General features: G+C 56.8%; 17 protein-coding genes and 1 tRNA gene. 6 read left to right on the top strand and 12 right to left on the bottom strand.

Annotated features, from left to right (window positions below; genetic code table 11):
* Window positions 1-44 precede the first annotated feature (44 nt).
* Entirely contained in the window at window positions 45-2,120 is a 2,076-nt protein-coding gene (locus FHJ80_RS03435) for a S9 family peptidase (protein ID WP_139525626.1), read from the top strand.
* Here the strand turns inward: FHJ80_RS03435 and FHJ80_RS03430 are convergent.
* Genes FHJ80_RS03430 through FHJ80_RS03420 form a run of 3 tightly spaced genes read right to left on the bottom strand, consistent with a single transcriptional unit; the run spans window position 2,092 to window position 8,739 of the window.
* The gene (locus FHJ80_RS03430) at window positions 2,092-2,706 is read right to left on the bottom strand and encodes a biliverdin-producing heme oxygenase (RefSeq protein ID WP_139525625.1); all 615 of its coding nucleotides are present in this window, start codon (window positions 2,704-2,706) and stop codon (window positions 2,092-2,094) included. The two genes, FHJ80_RS03435 and FHJ80_RS03430, sit on opposite strands and share 29 nt — an antisense overlap.
* Window positions 2,696-4,186 (bottom strand): GAF domain-containing protein, encoded by a 1,491-nt coding sequence (locus tag FHJ80_RS03425; protein WP_139525624.1) that lies wholly within the window; start codon window positions 4,184-4,186, stop codon window positions 2,696-2,698. The genes FHJ80_RS03430 and FHJ80_RS03425 overlap by 11 nt, the downstream gene beginning before the upstream one ends.
* The gene (locus tag FHJ80_RS03420; protein WP_139525623.1) at window positions 4,183-8,739 is read right to left on the bottom strand and encodes an EAL domain-containing protein; all 4,557 of its coding nucleotides are present in this window, start codon (window positions 8,737-8,739) and stop codon (window positions 4,183-4,185) included. Before FHJ80_RS03420 ends, FHJ80_RS03425 begins: the two co-directional genes overlap by 4 nt.
* Window positions 8,740-8,982: 243 nt before the next feature.
* On the opposite strand from FHJ80_RS03420, the gene FHJ80_RS03415 reads away from it, so the two are divergent.
* Together FHJ80_RS03415 and FHJ80_RS17295 are read left to right on the top strand one after the other, a co-directional pair.
* Entirely contained in the window at window positions 8,983-12,957 is a 3,975-nt protein-coding gene (locus tag FHJ80_RS03415; protein ID WP_139525622.1) for a bifunctional diguanylate cyclase/phosphodiesterase, read from the top strand.
* A 173-nt stretch (window positions 12,958-13,130) separates the two neighbouring features.
* A complete protein-coding gene (locus FHJ80_RS17295) occupies window positions 13,131-13,301 on the top strand; it encodes a hypothetical protein (RefSeq protein ID WP_168444442.1) in 171 nt (56 codons plus the stop codon).
* A 60-nt stretch (window positions 13,302-13,361) separates the two neighbouring features.
* Here FHJ80_RS17295 and FHJ80_RS03410 read toward each other — a convergent pair whose 3' ends face one another.
* The 8 genes from FHJ80_RS03410 to grxD all read right to left on the bottom strand — a co-directional run bounded on the left by FHJ80_RS03410 (window position 13,362) and on the right by grxD (window position 19,350).
* Entirely contained in the window at window positions 13,362-13,820 is a 459-nt protein-coding gene (locus FHJ80_RS03410; RefSeq protein ID WP_139525621.1) for a YcgN family cysteine cluster protein, read from the bottom strand.
* Window positions 13,821-13,851: 31 nt separating this feature from the next.
* Window positions 13,852-14,430 (bottom strand): ACP phosphodiesterase, encoded by a 579-nt coding sequence (locus FHJ80_RS03405; protein WP_139525620.1) that lies wholly within the window; start codon window positions 14,428-14,430, stop codon window positions 13,852-13,854.
* A gap of 25 nt (window positions 14,431-14,455) precedes the next feature.
* A complete protein-coding gene (locus FHJ80_RS03400; protein ID WP_139525619.1) occupies window positions 14,456-14,749 on the bottom strand; it encodes a YcgL domain-containing protein in 294 nt (97 codons plus the stop codon).
* A complete protein-coding gene (gene rnd, locus FHJ80_RS03395) occupies window positions 14,746-15,879 on the bottom strand; it encodes a ribonuclease D (RefSeq protein WP_139525618.1) in 1,134 nt (377 codons plus the stop codon). Before rnd ends, FHJ80_RS03400 begins: the two co-directional genes overlap by 4 nt.
* Window positions 15,880-15,926: 47 nt before the next feature.
* A complete protein-coding gene (recR, locus tag FHJ80_RS03390) occupies window positions 15,927-16,538 on the bottom strand; it encodes a recombination mediator RecR (protein ID WP_139525617.1) in 612 nt (203 codons plus the stop codon).
* 3 nt (window positions 16,539-16,541) lie between these two features.
* Complete coding sequence (locus tag FHJ80_RS03385) at window positions 16,542-16,868, bottom strand: YbaB/EbfC family nucleoid-associated protein (RefSeq protein ID WP_139525616.1); 327 nt, start codon at window positions 16,866-16,868, stop codon at window positions 16,542-16,544.
* Between the two features lie 48 nt (window positions 16,869-16,916).
* Window positions 16,917-18,839 carry a DNA polymerase III subunit gamma/tau gene (dnaX, locus tag FHJ80_RS03380; RefSeq protein WP_139525615.1) on the bottom strand — a complete coding sequence of 641 codons (1,923 nt, stop codon included), beginning with the start codon at window positions 18,837-18,839 and terminating at the stop codon, window positions 16,917-16,919.
* A gap of 160 nt (window positions 18,840-18,999) precedes the next feature.
* Complete coding sequence (grxD, locus tag FHJ80_RS03375) at window positions 19,000-19,350, bottom strand: Grx4 family monothiol glutaredoxin (RefSeq protein WP_139525614.1); 351 nt, start codon at window positions 19,348-19,350, stop codon at window positions 19,000-19,002.
* Between the two features lie 218 nt (window positions 19,351-19,568).
* Here grxD and argF point away from each other — a divergent pair, with 218 nt between their 5' ends.
* Window positions 19,569-20,489, top strand: coding sequence for an ornithine carbamoyltransferase (argF, locus tag FHJ80_RS03370; protein ID WP_139525613.1), 921 nt, complete (start codon window positions 19,569-19,571; stop codon window positions 20,487-20,489).
* Between the two features lie 135 nt (window positions 20,490-20,624).
* Here the strand turns inward: argF and FHJ80_RS03365 are convergent.
* Window positions 20,625-20,700: transfer RNA gene (locus FHJ80_RS03365), tRNA-Ala, on the bottom strand.
* A 174-nt stretch (window positions 20,701-20,874) separates the two neighbouring features.
* Between FHJ80_RS03365 and uvrY the strand changes: the two genes are divergently transcribed.
* Both uvrY and uvrC read left to right on the top strand, forming a co-directional pair.
* Window positions 20,875-21,525 carry a UvrY/SirA/GacA family response regulator transcription factor gene (gene uvrY / locus FHJ80_RS03360; protein WP_139525612.1) on the top strand — a complete coding sequence of 217 codons (651 nt, stop codon included), beginning with the start codon at window positions 20,875-20,877 and terminating at the stop codon, window positions 21,523-21,525.
* Between the two features lie 46 nt (window positions 21,526-21,571).
* Window positions 21,572-23,386, top strand: a complete 1,815-nt coding sequence (uvrC, locus tag FHJ80_RS03355; RefSeq protein ID WP_139525611.1) for an excinuclease ABC subunit UvrC — start codon at window positions 21,572-21,574, stop codon at window positions 23,384-23,386.
* Window positions 23,387-23,447 lie beyond the last annotated feature (61 nt).

The following is a 23,447-nucleotide window of genomic DNA, read 5'->3' as shown; positions in this document are numbered from 1 at the left end:
GGAATCACCCGACGTTGATTTCCCGTTATGGTACCTGTCAATTTATGAAAGCACAGCCTGGTATGCACGAAGGCTCGCCCGTCGCGCACTATTATCGCGCCGATGATCCTGAATGGCACTGGTTAGAAGACCGCGAGAGCACTGACGTCAGCGATTTCATCACTGCGGCCAACCAGCAGCATGCCGACTGGTTTGCCCCCCTCTCACCCCTAGCGGATACGCTCTACCGTTCGCACCTTGCACGTAGGGAGTTAGCGGTCAAGAGTCTAGAGACAGCGCTTGACCACTTTACGTTCTGGAGCGAGACCGGCGCGGAAGATGATTACCCTTGCTGGTGGCGTTACCCCAACGGCCAGCCAGAGCAAAAAACCTGTTTTCTCGATGTCCGCGAGCGCGCTGCTCATCAGCCGTTCTTTGATATGGGGGACATGGCCCTCTCTCCCGACGAGCAGTGGCTGGCCTGGACGGAAGACACTCAGGGTGACGAGCGCTTTACGCTGTGGTTGAAAAGGCTGCCTAACGGAGCGCCCCGTCAGCTACTTAGCGATATCGGCCCTAGCGTATGCTGGGCGGAAGACCAAAGCGCCGAGGGTGCCACGCTTCTATTCACCCGCTTCGACGATACCCAACGACCAGACAGCTTATGGCGTCTGTGGGTCGCTTTTGCCAAGGACGGGGGTCAGCCATCTCCTGAATTGATCTTCCGCGAAGCCGATCCGGAATTCTGGGTCGGCGTGGGCAAAACACGCTCGAAAGCCTGGTTAATGATCGAAACTGGCTCGAAGGAGACCACGGAAGTGCTTGCTCTTCCAGCCCACCGGCCAGCCGTCCCGCCGGTATGTCTTCATGCTCGCCAACCGGGTGTAGAGGTAAGTATCGATCATCGCCCTGGCACGTTCTATCGCTTGAACAACCAAACGGGACCACACTTCCAGTTAGACATCCGCACCGATTCGCTGAGCAACCCACAGGCGCCTTGGCAAACGCTGATTCCTCACCGCGACGATGCAACGCTCGAAGGTATGGATGCATTCTCATGGGGGCTAATTCTGGCCGAGCGCAGCCATCAAGATGCACAGGTAAGGTTGCGCCGTGTGGAACTGGATGCGCAACATCATTTCCTATTCGATGGCTATTTGGCGCTGCCGGAAACGCTTTGCTCACAGCTTCTGGAAGACTCGCCCCACTTCGATACGCGCACGCTGCATCTACGAGAAGAGTCGTTCACCCGCCCGCCAAGCTGGTACGCCCTGGATCTCGATAGCGGTCAACGCAAACTGTTGAAGCGCGTCGCCGTTCACGGCCACCTGACACCTGAGCAATTGACCAGTCGCCGAGTATGGGCGACCAGCCACGATGGGGAGCAGGTGCCCATCTCGGTGGTCATGCGGACCGACTTGGCCGACCAACCGCTGCCCACTCTGCTGTACGGTTATGGTGCCTACGGGGACGCACTGGACCCCTGGTTTTCGATTGCCCGACTGGAGCTTCTGGAACGCGGCGTCGCGTTTGCCGTGGCTCATGTGCGGGGTGGTGGTGAGCGCGGCGAACCGTGGTACTTGAAGGGCAAGATGGCCCACAAAGAAAACAGCTTTCACGACTTTTTAGCCGCCCGTGAGGCCCTCGTCACCGCCCATGTCAGTCAACCTGAGCGGGTGGTCGCCTATGGGGCCAGCGCCGGTGGGCTACTGGTAGGCACGTGCCTTAACCGCGCGCCCGAGGCGTTCTGTGCCGCCGTATTGGATGTGCCTTTTCTGGATGTGCTGCGCACCATGCAAAACCCAGCGCTGCCGCTCACCACGGCCGAGTATACCGAGTGGGGAAATCCGGAAGACCCAAATGTCGCCAAGCGTATCGCGGGCTACTCGCCTATCGACAACATCCAACCGCAGCGCTACCCAGCGCTATGGGTCGAAGGAAGCTGGTTCGATACTCGGGTGAGCTACTGGGAGCCTGCCAAGTTCTACGCCCGCGTCACACAGGCGCAGCAGGGAGACGCGCCCATTCTACTGCATACCGACATGAGCAGTGGGCACGGTGGCGCCTCGGGCAGGTTCAAAGCCTGGCGGGATGCCGCACGCCAAGACGCATTCATTCTATGGGCGCTAGGGCTGGCGTAATGGCGTCGTCGGCGGGAAGCGCCGCAGTGAGCGCTTGGTTGAACTCACCAAAGGCTTGGCGAGCGCCCATAACGACGTCGGGCCATGTGGACTCAGGACACACGGCTTCGGCATAGTGCCAAAAAGCAGCCCATGCGTGGGGAGTCAGCGGCACATCGGTAAAAAAACGGCATGGCACCTGCTCCCCCAGTAAGCGCCGAACATGCCGACCAATCAGCTGTCCGCCCAGTCGAGACCCCTCTAGCACGTACATCATTCCCACCTTTTCGTATGCGTTGGCGGGGGCGGTGAACGGCCAAGCCGACTGCTGCGGTTGATTCAGGCCTACGAGGTCCTGGCGAAGCAGTGGCTCCCGCAGGGTCAATGGATAGCGCGCTTCGTCATCTACTGGCGACTGATCTAACGTAAACTCCAGCCCGGCAATGGCAGGATAAAGCGCCGCAAGCCCACGTCCAAAGCGGGTCCTATCAAGGTGAGGACTCAGCAGTGTCACCAATGCCGGATGATGGTCGATGCAGCGATGGTCGGCTTTCGTCGCGAGCCTTAGTGTCTGCGCCAGTAGCCCCCCTGCATCTTTATGCTTCATTTTGCCGCCACGGTATTGTCTTGGCTTGCTGGAGCAGCGCACGTAGTTTTAAAAGATGAAGACGGGTACTTTTGGTCCAGGGTCGGCTGTGCCCCAGTCGCTGTTCGACCCAAGCTTCGAAGGACCGCCTTGGTGACACCATGCTGCCTCCTTCGCGGTAATCCACCGGCTTATCGGGATTACCTCCCCAGGTGACGTTGTAAATGTGCTCCACGCGGCATAAGTAAAGATTGACGGTATGATGCGAGTCGAAGGGAAGATCGCTGATCAATGCCACACCCGCCACTTCACTAAGCGGCATCCCCGGGCAGTCACGCTGCAGACACTCGCTGACCCAAACATTGCTGGACTCCTTCGCAGCCTGGGTCGCGACCATCGCCATCACATGAGGCGTCAATCCTACGCCTTGCTGGTAGTACTCCTCCCCCATCTGCAGTATGACGCCATCTACACTGAAGGTGTCCATCAACCACTCGCTCAACTCGTCCCAGGCGCTTTCAAGCTCGCCGTGACGCATCAGCACCGACTTAGCGTGATCGAAGTAGCGCTGCAGACCATCGATGACTTGCTGACGCCGACGCGCTTTGAAATCGCGCAGACGTAAGTTAAACCCCTCACTCAACGTACGTATGGACTCAAGCTGGCTGAGCGTAAGCTGTTTGGGCATAGCAGCATGGCAAGAGATAAGCGCATCCAACTCTCCCCCCTGGATGATCGGTAGCGAGACGGCACCCTCAACGCCCATATTGGCCATGTACTCCAAGTGCACTGGCGAGGCACTGCGCAGGTCGACGTAGCTCAAGTCAGGCGTTGCATCGGCCTGGGTCGCATAGATCGGTACAGGGGCGGCCGTGGCATCGGGAATCGTACGCCACGGGTTCTTCAAATAGAGTTGGCGAGCGATATAGGGTATGTCGCTGGCGGGAAAACGCAGCCCACGATAGCTGCCCGTCACGCCCTCGCGACGCGCCTCGGCGATCACCTCACCATCACCCTCTGGCATGAAACGGTAATAGAGCACCCGGTCGAAACCACTCACCGCCAGCAGGCTATCCATTAGCGCCTGACACTGGCTTGCCAGCTCATCAGCACTCTCCGGCACAGCCGTAGGAGGGCTGACGGCAACCATCGGTGCGGCATGGGCATCGACAGGATACAATTCATAGATCCAACCGCGCCCATGATGCTGAGTCACCACGACATCGAACTCTTGCCGGGGCGTTTCGCATTGACCCGCATGCCGCTCTCCAGGACCTAGGTTGGGGAGCGTTTTGACGATACCGTCAAGAAAGGCGGGCAACGGCTTTCCCAGGCCTACTTGGGGCTCCACATCCCTCAATAGAGTCTCTGCATTGGCCGAAACGTGTGAGACCGTGCCATCGACATCGGTAATCAGCAGCACACCATGGGGCTGAATGGCGCCAGAAAGGTGTAGCGCCTCCTGCTCACAGTGGTGGATAAAGCCACGGGATTGGGTCATGACACTACATCCTGAGAGGGGGCATCGTGGGGGTGACCACTGCCGGTAATCAAGGCCGTGAATTCGGCCAGCGGTAACGGTTTCGAGAGTAGGTAACCTTGAACAAAGTCACAGTCGTTTTCAATCAACCACGCTAATTGAGAGGAGGTTTCGACCCCCTCCCCCACGGTGCGAATGCCCAAGGCCTTTGCCATACCCAAAATCGCCAGCGCAATGGCGCGATCACCCTCGTCTTTTTCCCCTAAACCATCCACGAAGCTTTTGTCTATTTTCAACTCGGCCAAGGGCAGCCGCTTCAAGTACGCTAGCGATGAGTAACCAGTGCCGAAGTCGTCCACGGCCAGTTTAATGCCCGCTTCACGCAGTTTTTCGATATTGCCCAACGCCGAACTCGACCGATCCACTAGGGTACTTTCCGTGATTTCCACCTGAATGAGCGAGCAAGGCACCCGGTACTGTTTCAAGCAGCCGAACAGATGCGTAATGAAGCGCTCCTCTTGAAAACTACGCGCGGATACGTTCATGGCCACTGGCGGCGGCGTCAGTCCATCGTCACGCCACTTGGCCAATTGGCGAATCAATTGCAATGCTACGTAGCGGTCCAGCTCCAGAATCAGGCCGGTCGCTTCGGCCACCGGTATGAAATCGACAGGACTTACCTGTCCCAGCGTGGGATCGACCCACCGCAGCAGCGCCTCGGCTCCGGATAACGCGCCTTGGTCGACACAGACGAATTTCGGCTGGTACACCAGCTGTAAACGGTCGTGTTCCATTCCGTCGCGCAGGGCATGCTCGATGGCGACATCACGCATCAGGCGTGCTTGAAGCTCGGGTTTAAACAATTCGAACCGATCACGACCATTCTCTTTGGCTCGATACATTGCCGTATCAGCGGCTTTGGTGAGCCCAGCCACGTCGTCACCATCATCGGGGCAGAACGCCAAGCCAACGCTAGAGGTCACGAACAGCGCATGACGGCGCACGTCGAAAGGCTTGGAGAGTGCCTCGACAATCCGCTTAGCGACCTGCTCGGCCCCTTCGATGGAGGTATCCACGAGGATGACCGTAAACTCGTCACCGCCTAGGCGGGCAACGGTATCCATGTCCCGCACCAGCTCTTTCAGACGATGCGCGACTTGAATGAGCAGCTCATCCCCAACGTCATGCCCCAGGGTATCGTTGATACTCTTAAAGTTGTCCAAATCCAAAAACATTAGTGCGCTGGCCTGCTCACTACGCTTGGCGTGAGCAATCGCTACTTTGAGACGGTCCTGAAACAGCGTTCGATTCGGCAAGCCGGTCAGCGCATCGTGGGTGGCCAAATACTCTGCTTGGCGCTGCGACTCCTTGATATGGCTGATGTCCGAAAAGACCGCTACACATAGCGCTTCGTCTTGGCTATCGGGCTCGATCATATTGAGCGTTAGCCACTGCGAAAATAACGTGCCGTCTCGGCGTTTGTTGAACACTTCACCCTGCCAATATCCGTGCTGTTTGACGATGTCCCACAGCACATAGCAAGTGCCCCGTCGTTGCCTACCCTCCTGGCTGTCATCGTCGCGGTACAGCAAGGGTAGCGCGGGCTGTCCCTCGACAGCGTCAGCCGCGTACCCCGTAATGCGACTAAACGCATTATTGACCGACCTAACATTGCCTTGGGCATCGATGACGACAATCGCCTCGCCAGCTTGCTCGAAGACCTTCGAGGCCACCAGCATTTCTCGTTCGGCGTGTTTACGCGCGGTAATATCTTCAGACTCAGTCAAAATCAAGTAGGGATGGCCTTGCTCGTCACGTAGCACTTGATGCACGCAGGACAAGACACGCGCAGTGCCGTGATCGCTGGGGAGCGTATGCTCAGCCTCAACGATTTTTTGAAAGCGCACCGCATCCATGTCCCGCGCCCATACCGAGCCTGCGTATGCGTCTGGGAAAAGCTCGAAGACACTTCGCCCAATCAATTGCTCTTTCGTGAGACCAAACGTTTTGAGAAACTGCGGATTGGCAAACGTGTAGCGTCCGTTGAGATCTTTCAACGCGACCATGATCGTGCTGTTTTCCATCAGCGCTTGCATTTGCGCTTGAGATTGTCTGAGCTTCGCTTGCACTTGGCTCAGGTCGGTCACGTCCATCAACGTAACGACCAGTAGCTCCACCGTCCCTTGCTGATTGATGCCGGGGGTGATCAGCCGCTGTAGTAGTCGCCCTTCGAGTTCGATAACGCTCTCCACCGGTGCAGCCTGCCGGGCAACGTCTGCCATGGCGTTCTCTAGATCATCGAACACCTGCGGTAAGCGAAGCCCCGACACATGGCGCATCAGCGCGGTTGGACGAACATTGAACGAGCGTGCAGCAGGCGCATTGTAGCGTTTGAGAAAAAGTGCACCATCGAATACTAGTAGCGGAAAATCGAGCGCATCGTACAGATAGGTATATTCTTCGTTGAGCTTCGTCAGCTCGCCGGTTTTCACGTTGAGCTCTTCATTCAAGCTGATCAGTTCTTCGTTCGTCGCTTGCAGCTCTTCGTTGGACGCTTCCAACTCTTCGTTCGTGGCCTGAAGCTCTTCATTAGACGCTTGGGCCTCTTCGTTGAGCGACTGCATCTCCTCATTGGCGGTCGCTAGCTCTTCAATGAGCGACTGTAAATGTTCGCGAGTGGCCTCTAGCTCATCCTCTAAACTATCGGCGCCATCGAGTAAAGGTGGCTCCATGAGCTGGTCGAGCGGCATTCGAGTTGGCTTTTCGATATCCGCCAGCGGTGCCAAAACGATCAAGATACGCCGCTCGTCTCCTTGGTCGGTAAGCCCACGAACGCTGAGCTGCCACCACTCATCGTCAAGCCGCCGACGTCGCCCTAGCTGTGGCGCTCGCTGTTTGTTGAACTGGTGTAACAAGGACATCAGTTCACCGCAAAAAGGGTCGATCATGACATCCTGAATGCCCACCTGCGTGCGTCCGGCAGGAAAGCGTAAGAAACGTTTTACCTCCCCGGCGGTATGCTGAACGTTACCCTGAGCATCGCATAAGGCCACGGTGATCCCCATGTGCGCAACTAGGGCATCCAATAGCTGCTGCAGGTCTCGATCTTGGCGCTTCACGGGAGACATGATGCTTCTGGACGTCGGCGCGTTATTCATGATCTCGTGACTTTCGCCCTGTTTGGCAAATAGTCGTTCGCGACGGTCGACTGGAGTAAACAGTGGCTCACAGTGTCCAATGCTCTCGGAACGCCCTAAAAACAGAGTGCCTTTTACCCTGAGACCAAAATGGAAGCGCTGCAGGACTTTAGACTGAAGCTCACTATCGAAGTAAATCAAGACGTTCCGGCAGGTAATCAGACTCAAGCGCAAAAAGGGTGGGTCGTCGACCAAATTGTGCTTTGCAAACACAATCATATCCCGCAAGGTTTTGTTCACTTCATAAAAGTGTTCGAGGCGTGTGAAATAGCGGGCCAATAGGTCGGGCGATAGCGCCTCTAATGCAGCGCTTAGGTAACGACCACGCCGGGCTATCTCTAGTGCATATTCGTCAATGTCCGTGGCAAAAATCTGCACCACCACGCTGCTATCGAGCATGCGCTTCGCTTCAGCGATCAACAGCGCAAGGGAGTATGCCTCCTCGCCGGTCGCACAGCCCGCTACCCAGATACGCAGCGGGCCCGCATCGGCCTCTTCTACCATGGAATGAATCACTCGTTTGAGCGCGTCAAACGCCGTGGTATCTCGAAAAAAAGCCGTTACGGAGATCAATATATCGCGTCCAAGCTGTTCAAGCTCAGAGGGGTCGCGCTCCAACAATGCAACGTACTGCTGAATGTCCGCGACGTGAGTGGCCACCATACGACGGCGGATCCGGCGACTCAACGTGCCCAGTTTGTAGCCGGAAAAATCCAGATGGCGACGCTCTTTTAACAACGAAAGCACCCGCGGAGGCACCGCTATTTGGTTTCCTTCGAGGCTCGCGCACTCTAGGCGCGCCAACTCAGACAGCCGAGCAGCCATCTCGTCGACGTCGAGAATATAGTCGATGACCCCGGCATCAATCGCCGATTGGGGCATCCCATCGTACTTGGCGCTACTTGGCGTTTGCACCATGGTGATGCCACCGGCGGCTAAGATCGCCCGCAACCCGGCAGTGCCGTCCGATCCCGTCCCAGATAGCACGATGCCGACGGCAGATTCATGTGCATCACTGGCTAATGATGAGAAAAAATCGTTGATTGAGGGCTTAGGCACGATATGGGGCAACGCGGGCGTCGTGTGAAACGCACCTTCTTTGATCGTCGCGTTGGTGTTGGCGGGCACGACATAGATGACCCCTGGCTCAGGGCGCTGTAGATGTTCGAGCCTCACCACCTGCAGCCGTGTTTCTCGGCTGAGGATTTCCACCAGCATACTCTTGTGATTAGGAGACACATGCTGCAGCACAACAAACGCCATAGGCAACGCAGGGTCGAGCGGTCGGATCAGGTTGGAAATGGCTTCGAGCCCGCCAGCCGAGGCTCCGACCCCTACCACAATGGGCGGTACAGGCGCAGAAGTTGCAGCGGTCATGAGGTGTCCTTGCAAATCGAGAGGTCTTTCCCCAGTCTACACAGCTCTATGGTAAAGCTATATGTCCCCAACCGATAAACTATAAACGCAGTCGCTATTTAGCGTTGATAGGCGCACCTTGTAGAGCCGACTTTCGACGGATGGCGCCTTGCCAGCCTAGGGGATCGCTGAGAGTATTGGCCTGTACTGTGCAATCGCTATATCGATATCGATTCCCACCCTGTTTTAGGTGGCCGCTGCCTAATGGATGTCAATAACCGTGAGTTAGCGTTACAGACGGGCCTACTCATGCTGTTAACCACCACGGTCATTATCGGTGGTGCCAACTTGATATTTGGTACTGTGCCTCGCCTGCCCCAGCCGCAAGCACTGGCGATACTTCCCGATAGTTCGCTCGTCATCCTACTCTCGGGATTGGGCTTGAGCGCCGTCATGGCAAACGCCCCTCGCTGGCGACGTATCGCGGGCATTACCCTGTTGTTGTTGGCGCTTTATACGGCTATCCATAACACCTTTGCTGGCAGCTCGGGCGTCTCTTGGCTCACCGGGCAGCCCAGGCTACCCAGCCAAGCCGCGCCTATTTCCCTGCTCGCGGCGTTCTGTTTATGGGTCGGACCCAAAGGTGCCTGGCAACGTCGCATATGGCAGAGCGGGGGGATGGTGCTGTGGGGGATCGGTGCAATAACGCTCCTCCACAATTTAGGTGTCGCACTGCCTAACTGGCTGCCTCGCGCCAGTGCTCCGTTACCCGCTTTTTTGTGTTTCTCGTTTGGCTTGGCCATGATCATGGTGAGTCGGCACGTCCCACACTTGGCGGCCTCGTTGAGCAAAGCCGCTGTTGCTGCAGGCATCGTGGGTGTAGCGCTGAGCATGAGCGCTTGGTTTTTATTGAGTTGGAGTCAGCATGCCACCATCCGCACAGAAGCAGAGAACACGCTCGCCAGTGTCACCACCAGTGTCGAACGTACACTGAACTCTCGTGCCGTCATCCTTGAACGTCTCGCTGAACGCTGGCAAAACCTGCCCGAAGAGGAGATCTTTCGCCAACAGGAAGTGGCTCGCTACTGGCGTGATTATCCCAGCATCCGCGCCCTGGCCTACTTCCTCCCCTCAGCGCGAGACGTCTGGCGACATGCTCAGCAGGAAAACGAACTTTTATGGCTGGATGACCAGCTCGTCAGTCAGCCGGTATTACGCTGGCTGAATCAGCCACGAACCGTTCAGTGGCTCTTTCCTGATCCACAGCGCCCTGATATGGCTCTTTTGGCAGTGACCCCCTCGGTCGAGGAGCGGGCTCAGCTCGTGGCCGTCATCGATATAGCCTATCTCATTACTCAAGAGACCCAAATTGCGGATCAAGCTTTCTCGCTTTCGATCAGCCATGCAGGCGGTTCCATCCTCTCAGCCGACACCGCGACAGATGAGCAAGAAGCACGACCACAGGACGCCCCCCTTAGCGAGAAGCGCCTTGGGCTGCCAGGTGATGCGGCGCTAAACTTGAGCCTTTGGCCGCGCCCTTCACCTACGTTCGATGTCGCTCAATTCCTTGCTGCCAGTATCGGCATAGCGGGTTTGCTACTCACCTATCAACTGGTGCTTAGCTTCGCCTTGATCGCGGCAAGAGCTCAGCGGACACGGGAGCTTGCCAAAGCCAAAGAGGCACTGGAGGATCAGCACCGCATTCAAGCCATGATTGCTCGCGACGAGCCCTGCAGCGCCACCCTTCTGCAAATTTGCCGGCTCTTGGAACAACAAAGCCCACACTGCCACGCGGCCATATGGCGGCTAGACAACACAGCGACCTACCGAGTGGAAGTACTCTCCAGCAGTCTACCGTTTGCCCTCCAAGACTCGCTATCCTTCAGCGAGAGCCTCGTCACGCTGGCCAGAGAACTACATCAGCAAGGGCAATCGACGACGCGTCTTACCCCAGATACCAACATGTCGCTGACGTTTACCCAAATGGCGGCCGAGAATGGCTATGTTTGCGCCGACGTACATATCATAAGCGGCTCAGAGGAACTGCCTTTGGGCGTGGTGGTACTGCTGTCGCAGCAGATGCCCGCATCGGCAGCCAACCACACCGCCGATACCGAACCAACGCTGCTACCTAGCGCTCTGCGATTAATGCGTTTGGCTATCGAGCGTTATCACCACCAGCAAACCCTACAAGACAGCGAACAGCGCTTTCGCTCACTGTTTACTCAAAATCCAGACGGCGTGTTTTCGCTCGATATCGACGGCCACTTCCTCAGCGTGAACCAATCACTTCTGACGCTGATGGGCATGAGCGAAGCCGATATCATCGGTCAACACCTTGACAGTTTCGTGCCCACCGAGCAGCGCGAATCGATCGACGAAGTCTTTGGCCAGGCGCTCACCGGCGTGGCACAGCGTATAGAAATCGAGCTTCCTAGCCAAACGGGGCAACTGCACTTCGTCGATATCTCGTTTCTACCGACAGTGGTCATGGAAACGGTGGTAGGCGTGTACGGCGTGGTAAAAGAGATGACCGCCCTGCGTTTCAACGAGGCGCAATTGCGTATCTTTCAGCGCAGCCTGGAGGCGAGCAGTAATGGCGTGTTGATTTGTGAGGCTCGCGGCGACGACTTCCCAATCATTTACGTCAACCCCGCCTTCGTTGCGATCACCGGCTATGAACTCGACGATGCCCAGCAACAAAATTATGACTTTTTAAAGGGACCAGATACTGACCCCAAACAGGTACAAGAGATCCAAGACGCGCTCACCCGTCAGCAAGACATCAGCTTGACGATTCGTCACTATCGTAAAGATGGACGCGCATTCTGGAACAACGTGTTCATATCCCCCGTGCGTGCGCAAGATGGCAAAGCGACCCACTTTGTGGGCATTATCAACGATATTTCAGAACGAAAAGATCACGAAAACGAGCTGGCATTTCATGCAACGCACGATGCGCTTACTGGACTTGGCAACCGGGCGCTGTTCGAAGATCGTTTACGCCATGACGTCGACTTAGCCAAGCGACACCATCAGCAGCTCGCCGTGCTGTTCATCGATTTGGACGAATTCAAGCCGATCAATGACACGTTGGGCCATGCCATCGGCGATCAAGTATTGATCCACGTGGCACGTCGTTTGGAGGACGTGATTCGCCCTTCGGATACGCTTTGTCGCTTTGGCGGCGACGAATTCGTGCTTCTGCTGCCTGATTTGGACGCTCCCCATCAAGCACAAGAGGTGGCCGAACGCTTGCTCTTAGAACTCGCCCAGCCCTATCGCATCGACCGGCACGAACTCTATCTCTCGGCGAGTATCGGTATCGCGCTCGGCGATGAGGGCCTCGATAATCCGGCGGCTCTGCTTCAACAGGCAGACATGGCGATGTACAAAGCCAAACAGCAAGGGCGAAATACCCAGCAAATCTTTACACACGATATCAATCAGAAGTTGACACAGCGCGTCACGTTGAGAAACGACCTTCAAGAAGCCATCAGCCAAGAGCAATTCGAACTGCATTATCAACCACTGCTGGGTCGAGAGGGCGATGTACGCGGTTTCGAGGCGCTTCTTCGTTGGAATCATCCTGTCAAAGGCCCCATTTCACCTGCGCTATTCATTCCCATCGCCGAGGAGACGGGACAAATCATCGGCTTGAGTCAGTGGGTCATGGAGCGTGCCGCCCAAGACTTCATGAAACTGCCACCAGATCTACCAAGCGACTGCCGCATGGCGATCAACCTATCTCCCATGCAATTTCATCGCCCTAGCTTTTTGAGCTCGCTACGCAACACCCTCGACGCCGCAGGTCTCCCGCCCACCGCACTGGAGCTGGAACTGACCGAAGGTATTTTAATGAACGACACCGACGCCGCCATCGATACGCTGCACGCGCTACGAAACATGGGGATCAGTATTGCGATCGATGACTTTGGCACGGGGTTTTCGAGTCTTAGCTACCTACGCCACTTACCCATCGATAAAATCAAGATCGATCGCAGCTTCATTATCAATATTGGTGACAACGGCAAAGATGCCGCCGTCGTGCAGGGAATCATTGCACTCGCTCATCATTTAGAGCTCACCGTGGTTGCCGAGGGTGTCGAAACCCGCCAACAGGAGCGACATTTACTGTCGCTGGAGTGCGACGTGCTACAGGGGTATTTGTTCGCCAAACCCATGCCATTCAATACCCTCATTGGTTGGCTAGCCAAGCATAGGACTCCCCAAGGGTGAGTCTTGACACCAGCAAACCAGCAGCGCCGAGGCGCTGCTTTTTTATGAGTACGTGTTGGCGTCGAGTTTATTTATGAAAACATTTTCCATAAAACTTCACAGGGCGCTTTTTTTACGTCATACTAGCCATAAGTTTCATATACCAACGTCTAACTAACATGACGAGGCACACCATGAATTATCAAGATAAGTTTCTGACCATCTGGGACGCACCGGTCACATCAGCGGCGCAAGAAAAAGCCAAGCAAAGCGTTCAGCAGCGTGCCAACAGGCCTCAATCTTCGGCGCTGAAAGAAGCGTTCCTAACGATTTGGGACAGCACGAAAAGCAAAACCGCCAGCTAACCCAGAGGGCAGCTAGTGGCCGAATTGCCAAGGAAGGCAAACACCACAACGAGCATCACATCATGTCATCGGGATCACGGCAATAATGTGCTCTTCGAGATATTTCTCTGGCACGTCATCCTGCGACACGGCAAACCCACGCACACTCACTCCTTTGCGGTGCACCCGCTCGGCATCGTTACTCAACAATGGGTGCCAACCCGCCAGCTTTCGCCCTTCCGCTACGCGCCGATAACCACAGGTTTGCGGCAACCAAGTAAACTCTTTGACCAGCGCAGGCGTTAGCTGCGTACAATCCGGCACGCTGTCAAAGCGGTTCTCATAATCACTGCACTGACAGCTATGGGTATCCAGCAGCCTACAAGCTACGTTCAGAATGGCGAGCTCTTTCGTCTCGTCATCGTGCAGCTTGAGCAAACAGCACTGGCCGCAACCATCACACAGCGCTTCCCACTCGGGCTGAGTGAGCTCTTCCAGCGGGTAGCGCTCCCAAAAGCGCTCGCGAAGCGCGGTATTCATCTCTTATCACCTCAGCAAACCGTTACGTCTATTAGTGAATACTCTCAGCGCCATCGCTGGTTAGCTCTGCGCGGCACTCGCTCCACAGTCGACTGAAATCGCGTTCCAGTGCAGCGTAATCTTCACACAGCCAGGGAACGAGCTCGGCCAAGCGATTAGCGCCTGACAGCCGCTGCCCAATGCCCGATACCGCACGGCAGGTAAAGTCGAAATCCGCATAGCGGCGAAGCCAGTCTTGCTCGACCAGGACCGGCATCATCGTCGACAGCCGCTGGGGTGCAGGCCAAGCACTCAGTAAACGATAGCAGCGCTCGACCAACGCGGATTGCTCGGCCCCTGCATGCTGGCGCGCAATGAAGTGATCCCAGACGATATCCAGCGCAATGCCCGCGTAGCGTCGCTGCGTCTTCGGGGCACGCCGTTTGGCCAACAAAACACTCGGGTGCTGATCTACCCAGGCATCGACCCGGCGATGATGACGAATACCGCCTGCAACACTCGGCGACCACCCAGAGAGATCGCTGCCTTTTACACCATCGGCAATCAAATTGCCGTACAAAAAGCCATCGTCGCCTGGCTGTGCCAGCCAGGCGTGGGCCAGAAAGTTCATAATGCCCTACGCTGCCTTCGTTCGTTCACGAGCGGTCAGCTGACTGTGCTCGATGAATGTCGAGTAAGTAAGGCTCTTTGGCAGGCGGCATTTGCAAATAAAACCCCTGTTCATCGATGGCCGTCATTACGTCGGCTGCTTTGACGCGGGCAAGCGTCTTGTCCGCCGTCAGGATCATGGTCAGCACGGGCAATGGCTTACCAAACGTAGCCATCAGCGCGTCAGGCACACTATCCAGACCTTGACGCTTGTCCACATAAAGATACATTTCGTCTTTGCGCGAACTTTTAAAGATCTCGCAAAGTAACTTTTCACTCATAAAGATGACTCCTCGAGCGCTTGGTGAATCGCCTGGGTAAGGCAGCGGGCCCGCCAGCCGCTAAGCTCCGTCAGCGGCTGGTGCGCGAGCCGCTGCATGACCAGCGCCTCGATATCCCGTCGGCGCAGTAACATTTCAGGCGCGATGTTCAGCTCAGACGCCGTTTCCGTCACCACGCCTTTGATGATTTTGAATCGGCGTTTGAAAGCAGGTTGCAACGGGTCAGGCCAGGGTGTTGGCAACGCGTTATCGGGACAGTGAAGCGCCTGTTTGACGAGCGCCAACAGGGCATCGCCCTCTTTTTTGACCAGCGACGGTTTGACGCCGTCTATCTCGGCGAGCTCATAGCGGTTTTTCGGCATCTTCTCGGCGATGGCAAACAGCAGCTTATCGCTCACCAGCCAGTTACGCGGTAGATCGCGGCGACGCGTTTCACCCTCACGCCAGATGGTCATCAGCCGATACGCCTCGAGTTGGCGTGGTGAAAGCCGCCACAACTGACGCTGGCGAGTATACCACTGACCATCGTTCTCCTCGCTGCGCCCTGCCTGCTCAATCAAATGGGTGCACTCGCTGTCTAGCCACTCCCGTCGTCCTAGACCGTCCAGTTTCTCAGATTGAAGTTGCCATACCTGGAGTAGATAGATGACGTCCAGCGCCGCATATTCACACTGAGACGGCGTCAACGGCCGCTCCAACCAGTTGGAGCGCGTTTCTTCTTTTGGCAGCGTCTCACCTACCCAATGCTCGACCAGCTTTTGATAGCCCATGCCGGGGTTTTCCCCCAAAAAGGCCTGCGCGACTTGGGTATCCACCAGCGGTGTAGGGAGAACGCCCGCCCAATGCTGGAAAACCTCCAGATCTTCGCTGCAAGCATGCAGCAGTTTCACCGCATCGTTTTGCAGCAGCGCTTTGAACGAGGCCGTGCAGGGCGTACAGAGCGGATCGACCAAATAAGCGACGTCATCATTGGCAAACTGAATCAACGCTGGGACGGGGAAGAAGGTGTTCTCACGGAAAAACTCGGTATCGAGGGCAATGACACTAGCACCGGCCACCGCTTCACAGGCGGCATCCAATGCCTCGGCATTATCAATCCATTGATAGTAAGAAGAGCTTGAAGAGGACAAAGCAGTTTTCCGGGTTGGCACAACCGCATCAGCGCTTGCGTTTCTTGTCAGTATTCGTCGCTAGCGAAAGGCTGGCGACCGTTAAAGGCGCGACTCAGTGTGCCACCATCGACATACTCCAGCTCACCGCCCATGGGCACCCCGTAAGCAAGACGTGAGAAAGCGACGCCGTAATGTGCTAACTGAGACGCAATGAAGTGGGCGGTCGCTTCACCTTCTACCGTGGGATTGGTCGCCAACACCACTTCACGAACGCTGCCCTCGGCCACGATACTCTCGAGCACATCGAGCCCAATAGCATCTGGCCCAATACCGTCGAGCGGCGAGAGATGGCCATGTAGCACGAAATAGCGCCCTTGAAAGCCACCGGCCTCTTCGATCGCTAGCTGATCAGCAGGGGACTCGACGACACAAAGTAGCGCATCGTCTCTGCGCGGACTCTCACACAGCGCACATATCTCGGCTTCAGTCAGCGTTCGACAGCGCTGGCAATAACCGACCTCATCGATCGCTTGCTGGATCACGGCGGCCAAACGCTTACCCCCCGGGCGCTCACGCTCCAAGAGATGCATGGCCATACGTTGAGCCGTTTTCGGCCCAACGCCGGGCAGCACGCGAAAGGCGTCCATCAATTGCTCGACAAGCGGAGAAAAACGCATGGTTTAGAAGGGCATCTTAAAGCCAGGCGGTAAATTCAGGCCGGCCGTTGCTTCTTCCATCTTCGCTTTAGAGTTGGCTTCTACTTTGCGAACGGCATCGTTCACTGCGGCGGCCAGTAAATCTTCCAGAAGCTCCTTGTCTTCTTCCAGCACGCTAGGGTCAATCGTCACATCGATGACATCGTGACGGCCGTTCATGGTGATTTTGACCATCCCAGCGCCTGCCTCACCATGTACCTCCGCCTGAGCGACTTCTTCCTGTACACGCTGCATTTTTTCCTGCATTTCTTGGGCTTGCTTCATGATGTTGCCCATTCCGCCTTTGAACATGCGGTGTTCTCCTCAATTATTGAAACGGATAAAGATAGCCGGTAGCCATTAAGAGCGTGCCGCTGGCGTCGGTTTGACGGACGACTCAATGAGCGTAGCCCCAAACGCCTGCTGTAGCTTCTGGATATTGGGGTCGTGATGCAATAGATCAACTGCCTGTGCGTGGCGCTCCTGCAGCAGGCGTTCTTCTTGCTGGCGAGGCGTTTCCAGCGCCGTGTCTAGCTCGGCGACGCTGAACTGAAGCTTTCTTGTCAACCCCAACGCCTTGAGCGCACGCTCGATTCGTCCATTGTGCACATCGGCTTGCATGGCCGACTGACTGGGGTCGAGCCGCAGTATCACGGTCTGCCCATCATCGCTCTCCAACTGGCAATGTGCCGCCAAATTGCGCGTCAAGCCTCCCAAGCCCAACGCGTCAAAATGGGCTAACCACGTCTTATGGTCCCAACGACCAAGCTCGGTCACGGGTTCGGGTGTGACTTCAGACGTAGCAGCAACCAAAGAGGCGTCATGTGGCTCTGGCTCTGGCTCTGGCTCTGGCTCTGGCTCTGGCTCTGGCTCTGGCTCTGGCTCTGGCTCTGGCTCTGGCGCGAGCGTAGCCGTATGTTCCACTTCTTCAAGCGACCAGGGCGGGGGCTCCGACTCGTCTCGTTCGGCGCCAGTCGGCAAAGACAAGGCCGAGCCCGCATCATCCTCATGAGCCGCTGAGGCCTGCACCTCAGCAGGCGCTTGGGGCGAGTCCCCGGCGACTACGGATGCAGGCTCAGGCTTTTTTGTGCTAGATCCGTCGACAGAAGTAGCGGTCTCGGTTGATGCCTCGGCGGGCTCGCGGCGTAGCGGTAACGGCGTTACCGGCGGTTTCGGCACGCCCTGGGGGCGGAAGGCCAGCATACGCAACAAGGTCATTTCCAAGGCGCTGCGCAAATCCGGGGCATGCACCATGTCGCCACGTCCCTGAATACCAATCTGGTAGTAGAGCTGAATGTCTTCGGCGGTAAAACGGCAGGCCAACTGCTGGATCTGCGCACGATCACCGTGACTGTTATCCACAGCATCGGGCACCATCTGCGCCACGGCCAAGCGATGAAGAGTGGCCGTCAGCTCGTCTAGCACGGCGGCAAAATCCGGCCCCTGTTCGGCCAACTGCGCCACTTCCGCCAACAGCTTCTGCACGTCCACATCTGCCAAGGCATCGACGAGCGCGAGCACATGGCGATGATCCAGCGTACCCAGCATGGCCGCCACATCGGCGTGCCGAACGGCGCCTTGGCCGAACGCAATCGCTTGATCGGTCAGACTCATAGCGTCACGCATGGAGCCTTCGGCGGCTTTGCCCAGCAGCCACAGCGCGCTCTCGTCGTAATCGACGCCCTCTTGCCTCAGCACGTAGGTCAAATGCTCGACGACACGCTCAGGCGGCATGTGCTTGAGCGTAAACTGCAGACAACGTGATAAAACGGTGGCCGGGAGTTTCTGCGGGTCGGTCGTCGCCAGCAGAAACTTGACGTGGGGCGGGGGTTCTTCCAGCGTTTTCAGCAGCGCGTTGAAACTGCTGGTGGACAGCATATGTACCTCGTCGATGAGATACACTTTATAGCGCCCTTGTGTAGGCGCGTACTGGACATTATCGAGCAGCTCGCGGGTGTCTTCCACTTTGGTACGCGAGGCAGCATCGACTTCGATCAGGTCGACGAAGCGCCCCTCGTCGATGGCTTGGCAGCTATCACACTGACCACAGGGGGTCGAGGTAATGCCTTCGTCGCCGCGCCCATTCGCCGTGCAGTTGAGGCACTTTGCCAAGATGCGCGCCAGGGTGGTTTTGCCGACGCCTCGCGTGCCGGTAAAGAGGTAGGCATGATGCAAACGGCCCTGGTCAAGAGCATTGACCAGGGCGCGTTGAACATGGGCCTGGCCCACGAGCTCGTGGAATGTACGTGGCCGCCACTTGCGGGCCAGAACCTGATAGCTCATTGAGCAACACTTCCTTTGGCGGGCTGACAATCGGTGCGACGCGGCCCATCGTGAACCGCGTTTGCTAAGAGTAAGCGCTTAGTGATTGCGCACCATTCTAGCGGCTGCACCGCAGCCCGCCAACCGCCGGGCGGTCTTCAAACGGCTTGTGGCATCACGCTCAAGCGTTTTCACCACCTTCGGCGGCTGCAGCGCGCTGGGCGGCTTCTTTGACGAGTTTTTCCAGCTCGCCGTTTTGATGCATTTCGACCACGATATCGCAACCGCCAACCAGTTCGCCCTCTACCCACAGTTGCGGAAATGTCGGCCAGTTGGCAATTTTGGGAAGTTCTGCACGGATATCCGGATTGTCCAGAACGTTGACGAAGGCAAAGCGCTCACCGCAGCTCATCAGCGCCTGAACGGTCTGCGCGGAGAAACCACACTGGGGCAACTGAGGTGTGCCTTTCATGTAGATCAGAATCGGGTTTTCGCTGATTTGACGCTGAATGTTTTCGGCAGTCGTGCTCATGATGTGCTCCTAACGAGTGTTGTGTTCCGCGCCAGTCTACGCCATCCGCTCACTGGCTTTAACCCCATGACCGGCAGAGTAAGGTAGGCGCGGCTGCCGCCAATACCCGAGCAAACGACTCGGTCTTAACGCGTGGCCGCCATTCTACGCATGCTGCTCGCGTTGCGCATCCCCTGCCGCATCGCTAGGATGGTGTTTTTGTGTGGAGAGCAGTCATCATGGCGACACGCCATTTCCTTACTTTACTGGATTTATCCCCAGACGAGCTGGCGTATTTGATCCAGCGTGCCATCAAGATCAAAACGGATTTGAAAGCCAACGGTCCGGTTTATACACCGCTGCCCAACCGCACGCTGGCAATGATTTTCGAAAAATCCTCCACGCGTACTCGTGTCTCTTTCGAGACGGGTATGGCGCAGTTTGGTGGCCACGCGCTCTTCCTCTCTCCCCGCGATACCCAGCTGGGCCGCGGCGAGCCCATCGAGGATACCGCTCGCGTGCTCTCTGAAATGGTCGACGCCGTGATGATTCGCACCTTCTCCCACGAAGGATTGGAAACCTACGCCAGTGCCAGCAGCGTGCCGGTGATCAATGCGCTCAGCGACGACTATCACCCCTGCCAACTGCTGGCAGACGTCATGACCTGGACCGAGCTTCGCGGCAGCGTGAAAGGCCGTACCGCCGTATGGGTGGGCGATGGCAACAATATGTGTCACTCCTGGATCAATGCCGCTCGCCAGTTCGGCTTCCATTTGAGGGTATGTTGTCCGAGAGGATACGAGCCTCGCGCTGACATCATGGAAGCGGCTGGCAACTGCGTCACGCTACTCCACGACCCCAAAGAAGCGGCCAAAGACGCTGACTTGATCACCACCGACGTGTGGGCATCGATGGGCCAGGAAGCAGAGCAAGCAAAGCGCGAGGCAGATTTCGCCGACTTTCAAGTCACCGAAGCCATGCTCGATACCGCCAAGCCCGACGCCCTCTTCCTGCACTGTCTACCAGCTCACCGCGGCGAAGAGATTAGCCATACACTGCTGGACGACCCGCGCGCCGTGGTTTGGCAAGAGGCAGGCAACCGTCTGCACGCCCAGAAGGCACTGATCGAATTCCTGCTGCTCGGGCAAATCGAAGGCTAAGTTCTTCGTAACCCAAGCTCCTCGAAGCCTAAGCTCTGGTGCTTTCCACCCACACTCGGGTGGAAAGCAGAGGAGCAAAGCTCGAGAGCAGGCATACGAAAACGCCGCGTTATAAATAACGCGGCGTTTAAAATTTGGTGGAGCCTAGCGGGATCGAACCGCTGACCTCAACACTGCCAGTGTTGCGCTCTCCCAGCTGAGCTAAGGCCCCAATCACTGCAGCAACCTGCAGCGGAGCGAATACTAAGCGACAAGCAGTGCAAGGTCAAGGTTTAAAGTAAACAAGCATCAACTAATTCTCCTTTGCCAAGAGCTGTGGCACTCTATAGTTTCGCAGCACGCGTATCGCCCGAGCCAACGATGACTACCTGCAGGAGCCAGACCCTTGATCAACGTTTTAATTGCCGATGATCACCACCTGGTGAGAACCAGTATCGCCCACCTGCTCAACGAAGAGTGCGATATCAAGATCGTGGGTGAGGTTGACGATGGCGAAAGCGCCGTGACTCAGTGTCGCCAGTTAAAGCCTGATATCGTGCTCATGGATATCCGCATGCCGGGAATCGGCGGGCTCGAAGCCACACGCCGTATCCACCGCACCTTGGCCGATGTCAAAGTGATTATTCTTACCGCGCATTTGGAGGATAGCGTGCTGCGACGGATGCTCGAGGCCGGCGCATCAGGCTTTCTTAGCAAAGGGGCAGACGCCGTTGAAATGACCGAAGCCATTCGGCAGGTATTCCACGGACGCCGTTATGTCAGCCAAGAGATTGCCCAGCGGCTTGCCTTGGCGCACTTCACTGACGAGGATAACCCCTTTAGCCACCTCTCCCACCGTGAACTACAAATAGCGCTGATGATCGTCAACTGCCAGCGTGTACAAGACATTTCCGATCGCCTGCACCTGAGCCCAAAGACCGTCAACACGTACCGTTACCGCCTGTTTGACAAGCTGCAAGTCGCCACGGACGTCGAACTCACTCACCTTGCCTTACGCCACGGGCTCGTCGAGGGCTTTGACGCGATCCTGGGATAGACCTACCATCGCCTCTTCTGACGTTTGAGAGCGCCGATGCCCAGCCATGACTTTTGATGCCAAGCAGTTTCTAAGCTCCGTCAGCTCGTCGCCGGGCGTTTACCGCATGCTCGACGAGGAGCAAAATACGCTCTATGTAGGGAAAGCAAAACGCCTGAAAGCTCGGCTGGCAAGCTATTTCCGTGGCCAGCTCAATGCGAAAACTCAGGCGATGGTGGCGCGCATTGCCGACATTCAAATCACTGTGACCCGCAGTGAAACCGAGGCCCTGTTACTCGAACAAACGCTGATCAAGGAACTTCGCCCGCCCTATAACATTCTGCTGCGCGACGATAAGTCGTATCCTTTCGTCTTCGTCACTGACCGCCACCCCTACCCGGCTCTGGAGTACAAGCGTGCACGCCAGCGTCGCGATGACGGCCGCTACTTAGGCCCTTACCCCAGCAGCGGCGCGGTCAAGGAGAGCCTCACGCTGATGCAGAAAATATTCCGCATCCGCAACTGCGAAGACAGCGTCTTTGCCCACCGTTCTCGTCCTTGCTTGCAGTATCAAATCCAGCGCTGCAGCGCCCCATGCGTGGACTATATTTCCGAGGAAGAGTACCGGCGAGATGTGGAGCACGCCGTCATGTGCTTGGAAGGCAAGAGTGAGCACGTCACGCAGCTATTGACCCAAGAGATGGAAATCGCCAGCCAGGCGCTCGACTTCGAAGAAGCCGCTCGTCTGCGCGATCAAATTCAGCAGCTGCGTCAGCTTCAGCAGCGCCAATTCGTCGATAACGAGAGTGGCGATGCCGATGTGTTTGCGCTGGCCAAGCGACCGGGTGCACTCGGCATCTCTATCCTAAGCGTGAGAGATGGACGCTTACTAGGCGCGCGCCATCACACGCCAAAAAACGATCTCGACCTACCGCCGGAGATGCTGTTGACCGAAGTCGTCAGCCAGTACTACTTTGGACAGCCCCATAATGTTCCTGGGGAAGTGATTACGAGCCACCCCCTAGAGGATAGTGCGCTGATTGCCGATGCGCTCTCGCAACTGGCGGGCAAAAAAATCAGGGTCGCCAGCCAGGTACGCGGACATCGCGCCCAGTGGCAGCACTTGGCCATGACCAACGCCGAGCAGCAGCTCGCCTCACTGCTTGCCAACAAGTCTCAACTGACCCAGCGTTTCGAGGCCCTACAAAGAGCGCTCGGCCTTGACAGCCTGCCAGAACGGCTGGAGTGCTTTGACATCAGTCATAGCCAAGGCGAGGCGACGGTAGCGTCATGCGTCGTTTTTGATCATCAAGGCCCGCGTAAGAGCGACTATCGCCATTTTCGCATCGAAGGCGTTGCCGCCGGGGATGATTACGCTGCCATGCAGCAAGCGCTCACTCGGCGGCTGAAGCGAGTAAAAAGCAGTGAAGCGGTGGCTCCAGACATCTTGATTGTGGATGGCGGCAAAGGGCAGCTCAATATGGCGCGTGGCGTATTGAACGACTTAGCCGTTACCAACATCGTGCTGCTGGGCGTCGCCAAGGGCACTACCCGTAAAGCGGGTCTAGAAACGCTATTCTTAGAGACCAGCGATAACCCGTTACCGATGGACCCTGCTTCCCCAGCGCTGCACCTGATACAGCACATTCGCGACGAGTCGCACCGCTTTGCCATTGCCGGGCACCGCGCCGCCAGAGACAAAGCGCGGCGCACCTCTACTCTGCAAGACATCCCCGGCATTGGGCCAAAACGGCGGCGCGAACTATTGCGCTTCTTCGGGGGGCTACAGGGCGTACAAAAGGCAAGCCGCGATGAGCTGGCCAGAGTGCCTGGCATCAACGCCGCGCTGGCTGAGACGATTTATACGTCATTGAACGGATAAACGCGTTCTTAACATGGATGCAATGCGCTAAGGGGGATAGAATGACCCCACGCTTCACTCC

Origin of the sequence: Halomonas sp. BL6, from assembly GCF_006228115.1 — a bacterium.
Taxonomy (GTDB): Bacteria; Pseudomonadota; Gammaproteobacteria; order Pseudomonadales; family Halomonadaceae; genus Vreelandella; species Vreelandella piezotolerans.
This window is presented reverse-complemented; position numbering and strand designations above follow the sequence as displayed.

Coding starts and splice junctions, on each gene's coding strand:
- FHJ80_RS03435 (WP_139525626.1), top strand. CDS start 45: ATGAAAGCACAGCCTGGTATGCACGAAGGCTCGCCCGTCGCGCACTAT.
- FHJ80_RS03430 (WP_139525625.1), bottom strand. CDS start 2,706: ATGAAGCATAAAGATGCAGGGGGGCTACTGGCGCAGACACTAAGGCTC.
- FHJ80_RS03425 (WP_139525624.1), bottom strand. CDS start 4,186: ATGACCCAATCCCGTGGCTTTATCCACCACTGTGAGCAGGAGGCGCTA.
- FHJ80_RS03420 (WP_139525623.1), bottom strand. CDS start 8,739: ATGACCGCTGCAACTTCTGCGCCTGTACCGCCCATTGTGGTAGGGGTC.
- FHJ80_RS03415 (WP_139525622.1), top strand. CDS start 8,983: ATGGATGTCAATAACCGTGAGTTAGCGTTACAGACGGGCCTACTCATG.
- FHJ80_RS17295 (WP_168444442.1), top strand. CDS start 13,131: ATGAATTATCAAGATAAGTTTCTGACCATCTGGGACGCACCGGTCACA.
- FHJ80_RS03410 (WP_139525621.1), bottom strand. CDS start 13,820: ATGAATACCGCGCTTCGCGAGCGCTTTTGGGAGCGCTACCCGCTGGAA.
- FHJ80_RS03405 (WP_139525620.1), bottom strand. CDS start 14,430: ATGAACTTTCTGGCCCACGCCTGGCTGGCACAGCCAGGCGACGATGGC.
- FHJ80_RS03400 (WP_139525619.1), bottom strand. CDS start 14,749: ATGAGTGAAAAGTTACTTTGCGAGATCTTTAAAAGTTCGCGCAAAGAC.
- recR (WP_139525617.1), bottom strand. CDS start 16,538: ATGCGTTTTTCTCCGCTTGTCGAGCAATTGATGGACGCCTTTCGCGTG.
- FHJ80_RS03385 (WP_139525616.1), bottom strand. CDS start 16,868: ATGTTCAAAGGCGGAATGGGCAACATCATGAAGCAAGCCCAAGAAATG.
- dnaX (WP_139525615.1), bottom strand. CDS start 18,839: ATGAGCTATCAGGTTCTGGCCCGCAAGTGGCGGCCACGTACATTCCAC.
- grxD (WP_139525614.1), bottom strand. CDS start 19,350: ATGAGCACGACTGCCGAAAACATTCAGCGTCAAATCAGCGAAAACCCG.
- argF (WP_139525613.1), top strand. CDS start 19,569: ATGGCGACACGCCATTTCCTTACTTTACTGGATTTATCCCCAGACGAG.
- uvrC (WP_139525611.1), top strand. CDS start 21,572: ATGACTTTTGATGCCAAGCAGTTTCTAAGCTCCGTCAGCTCGTCGCCG.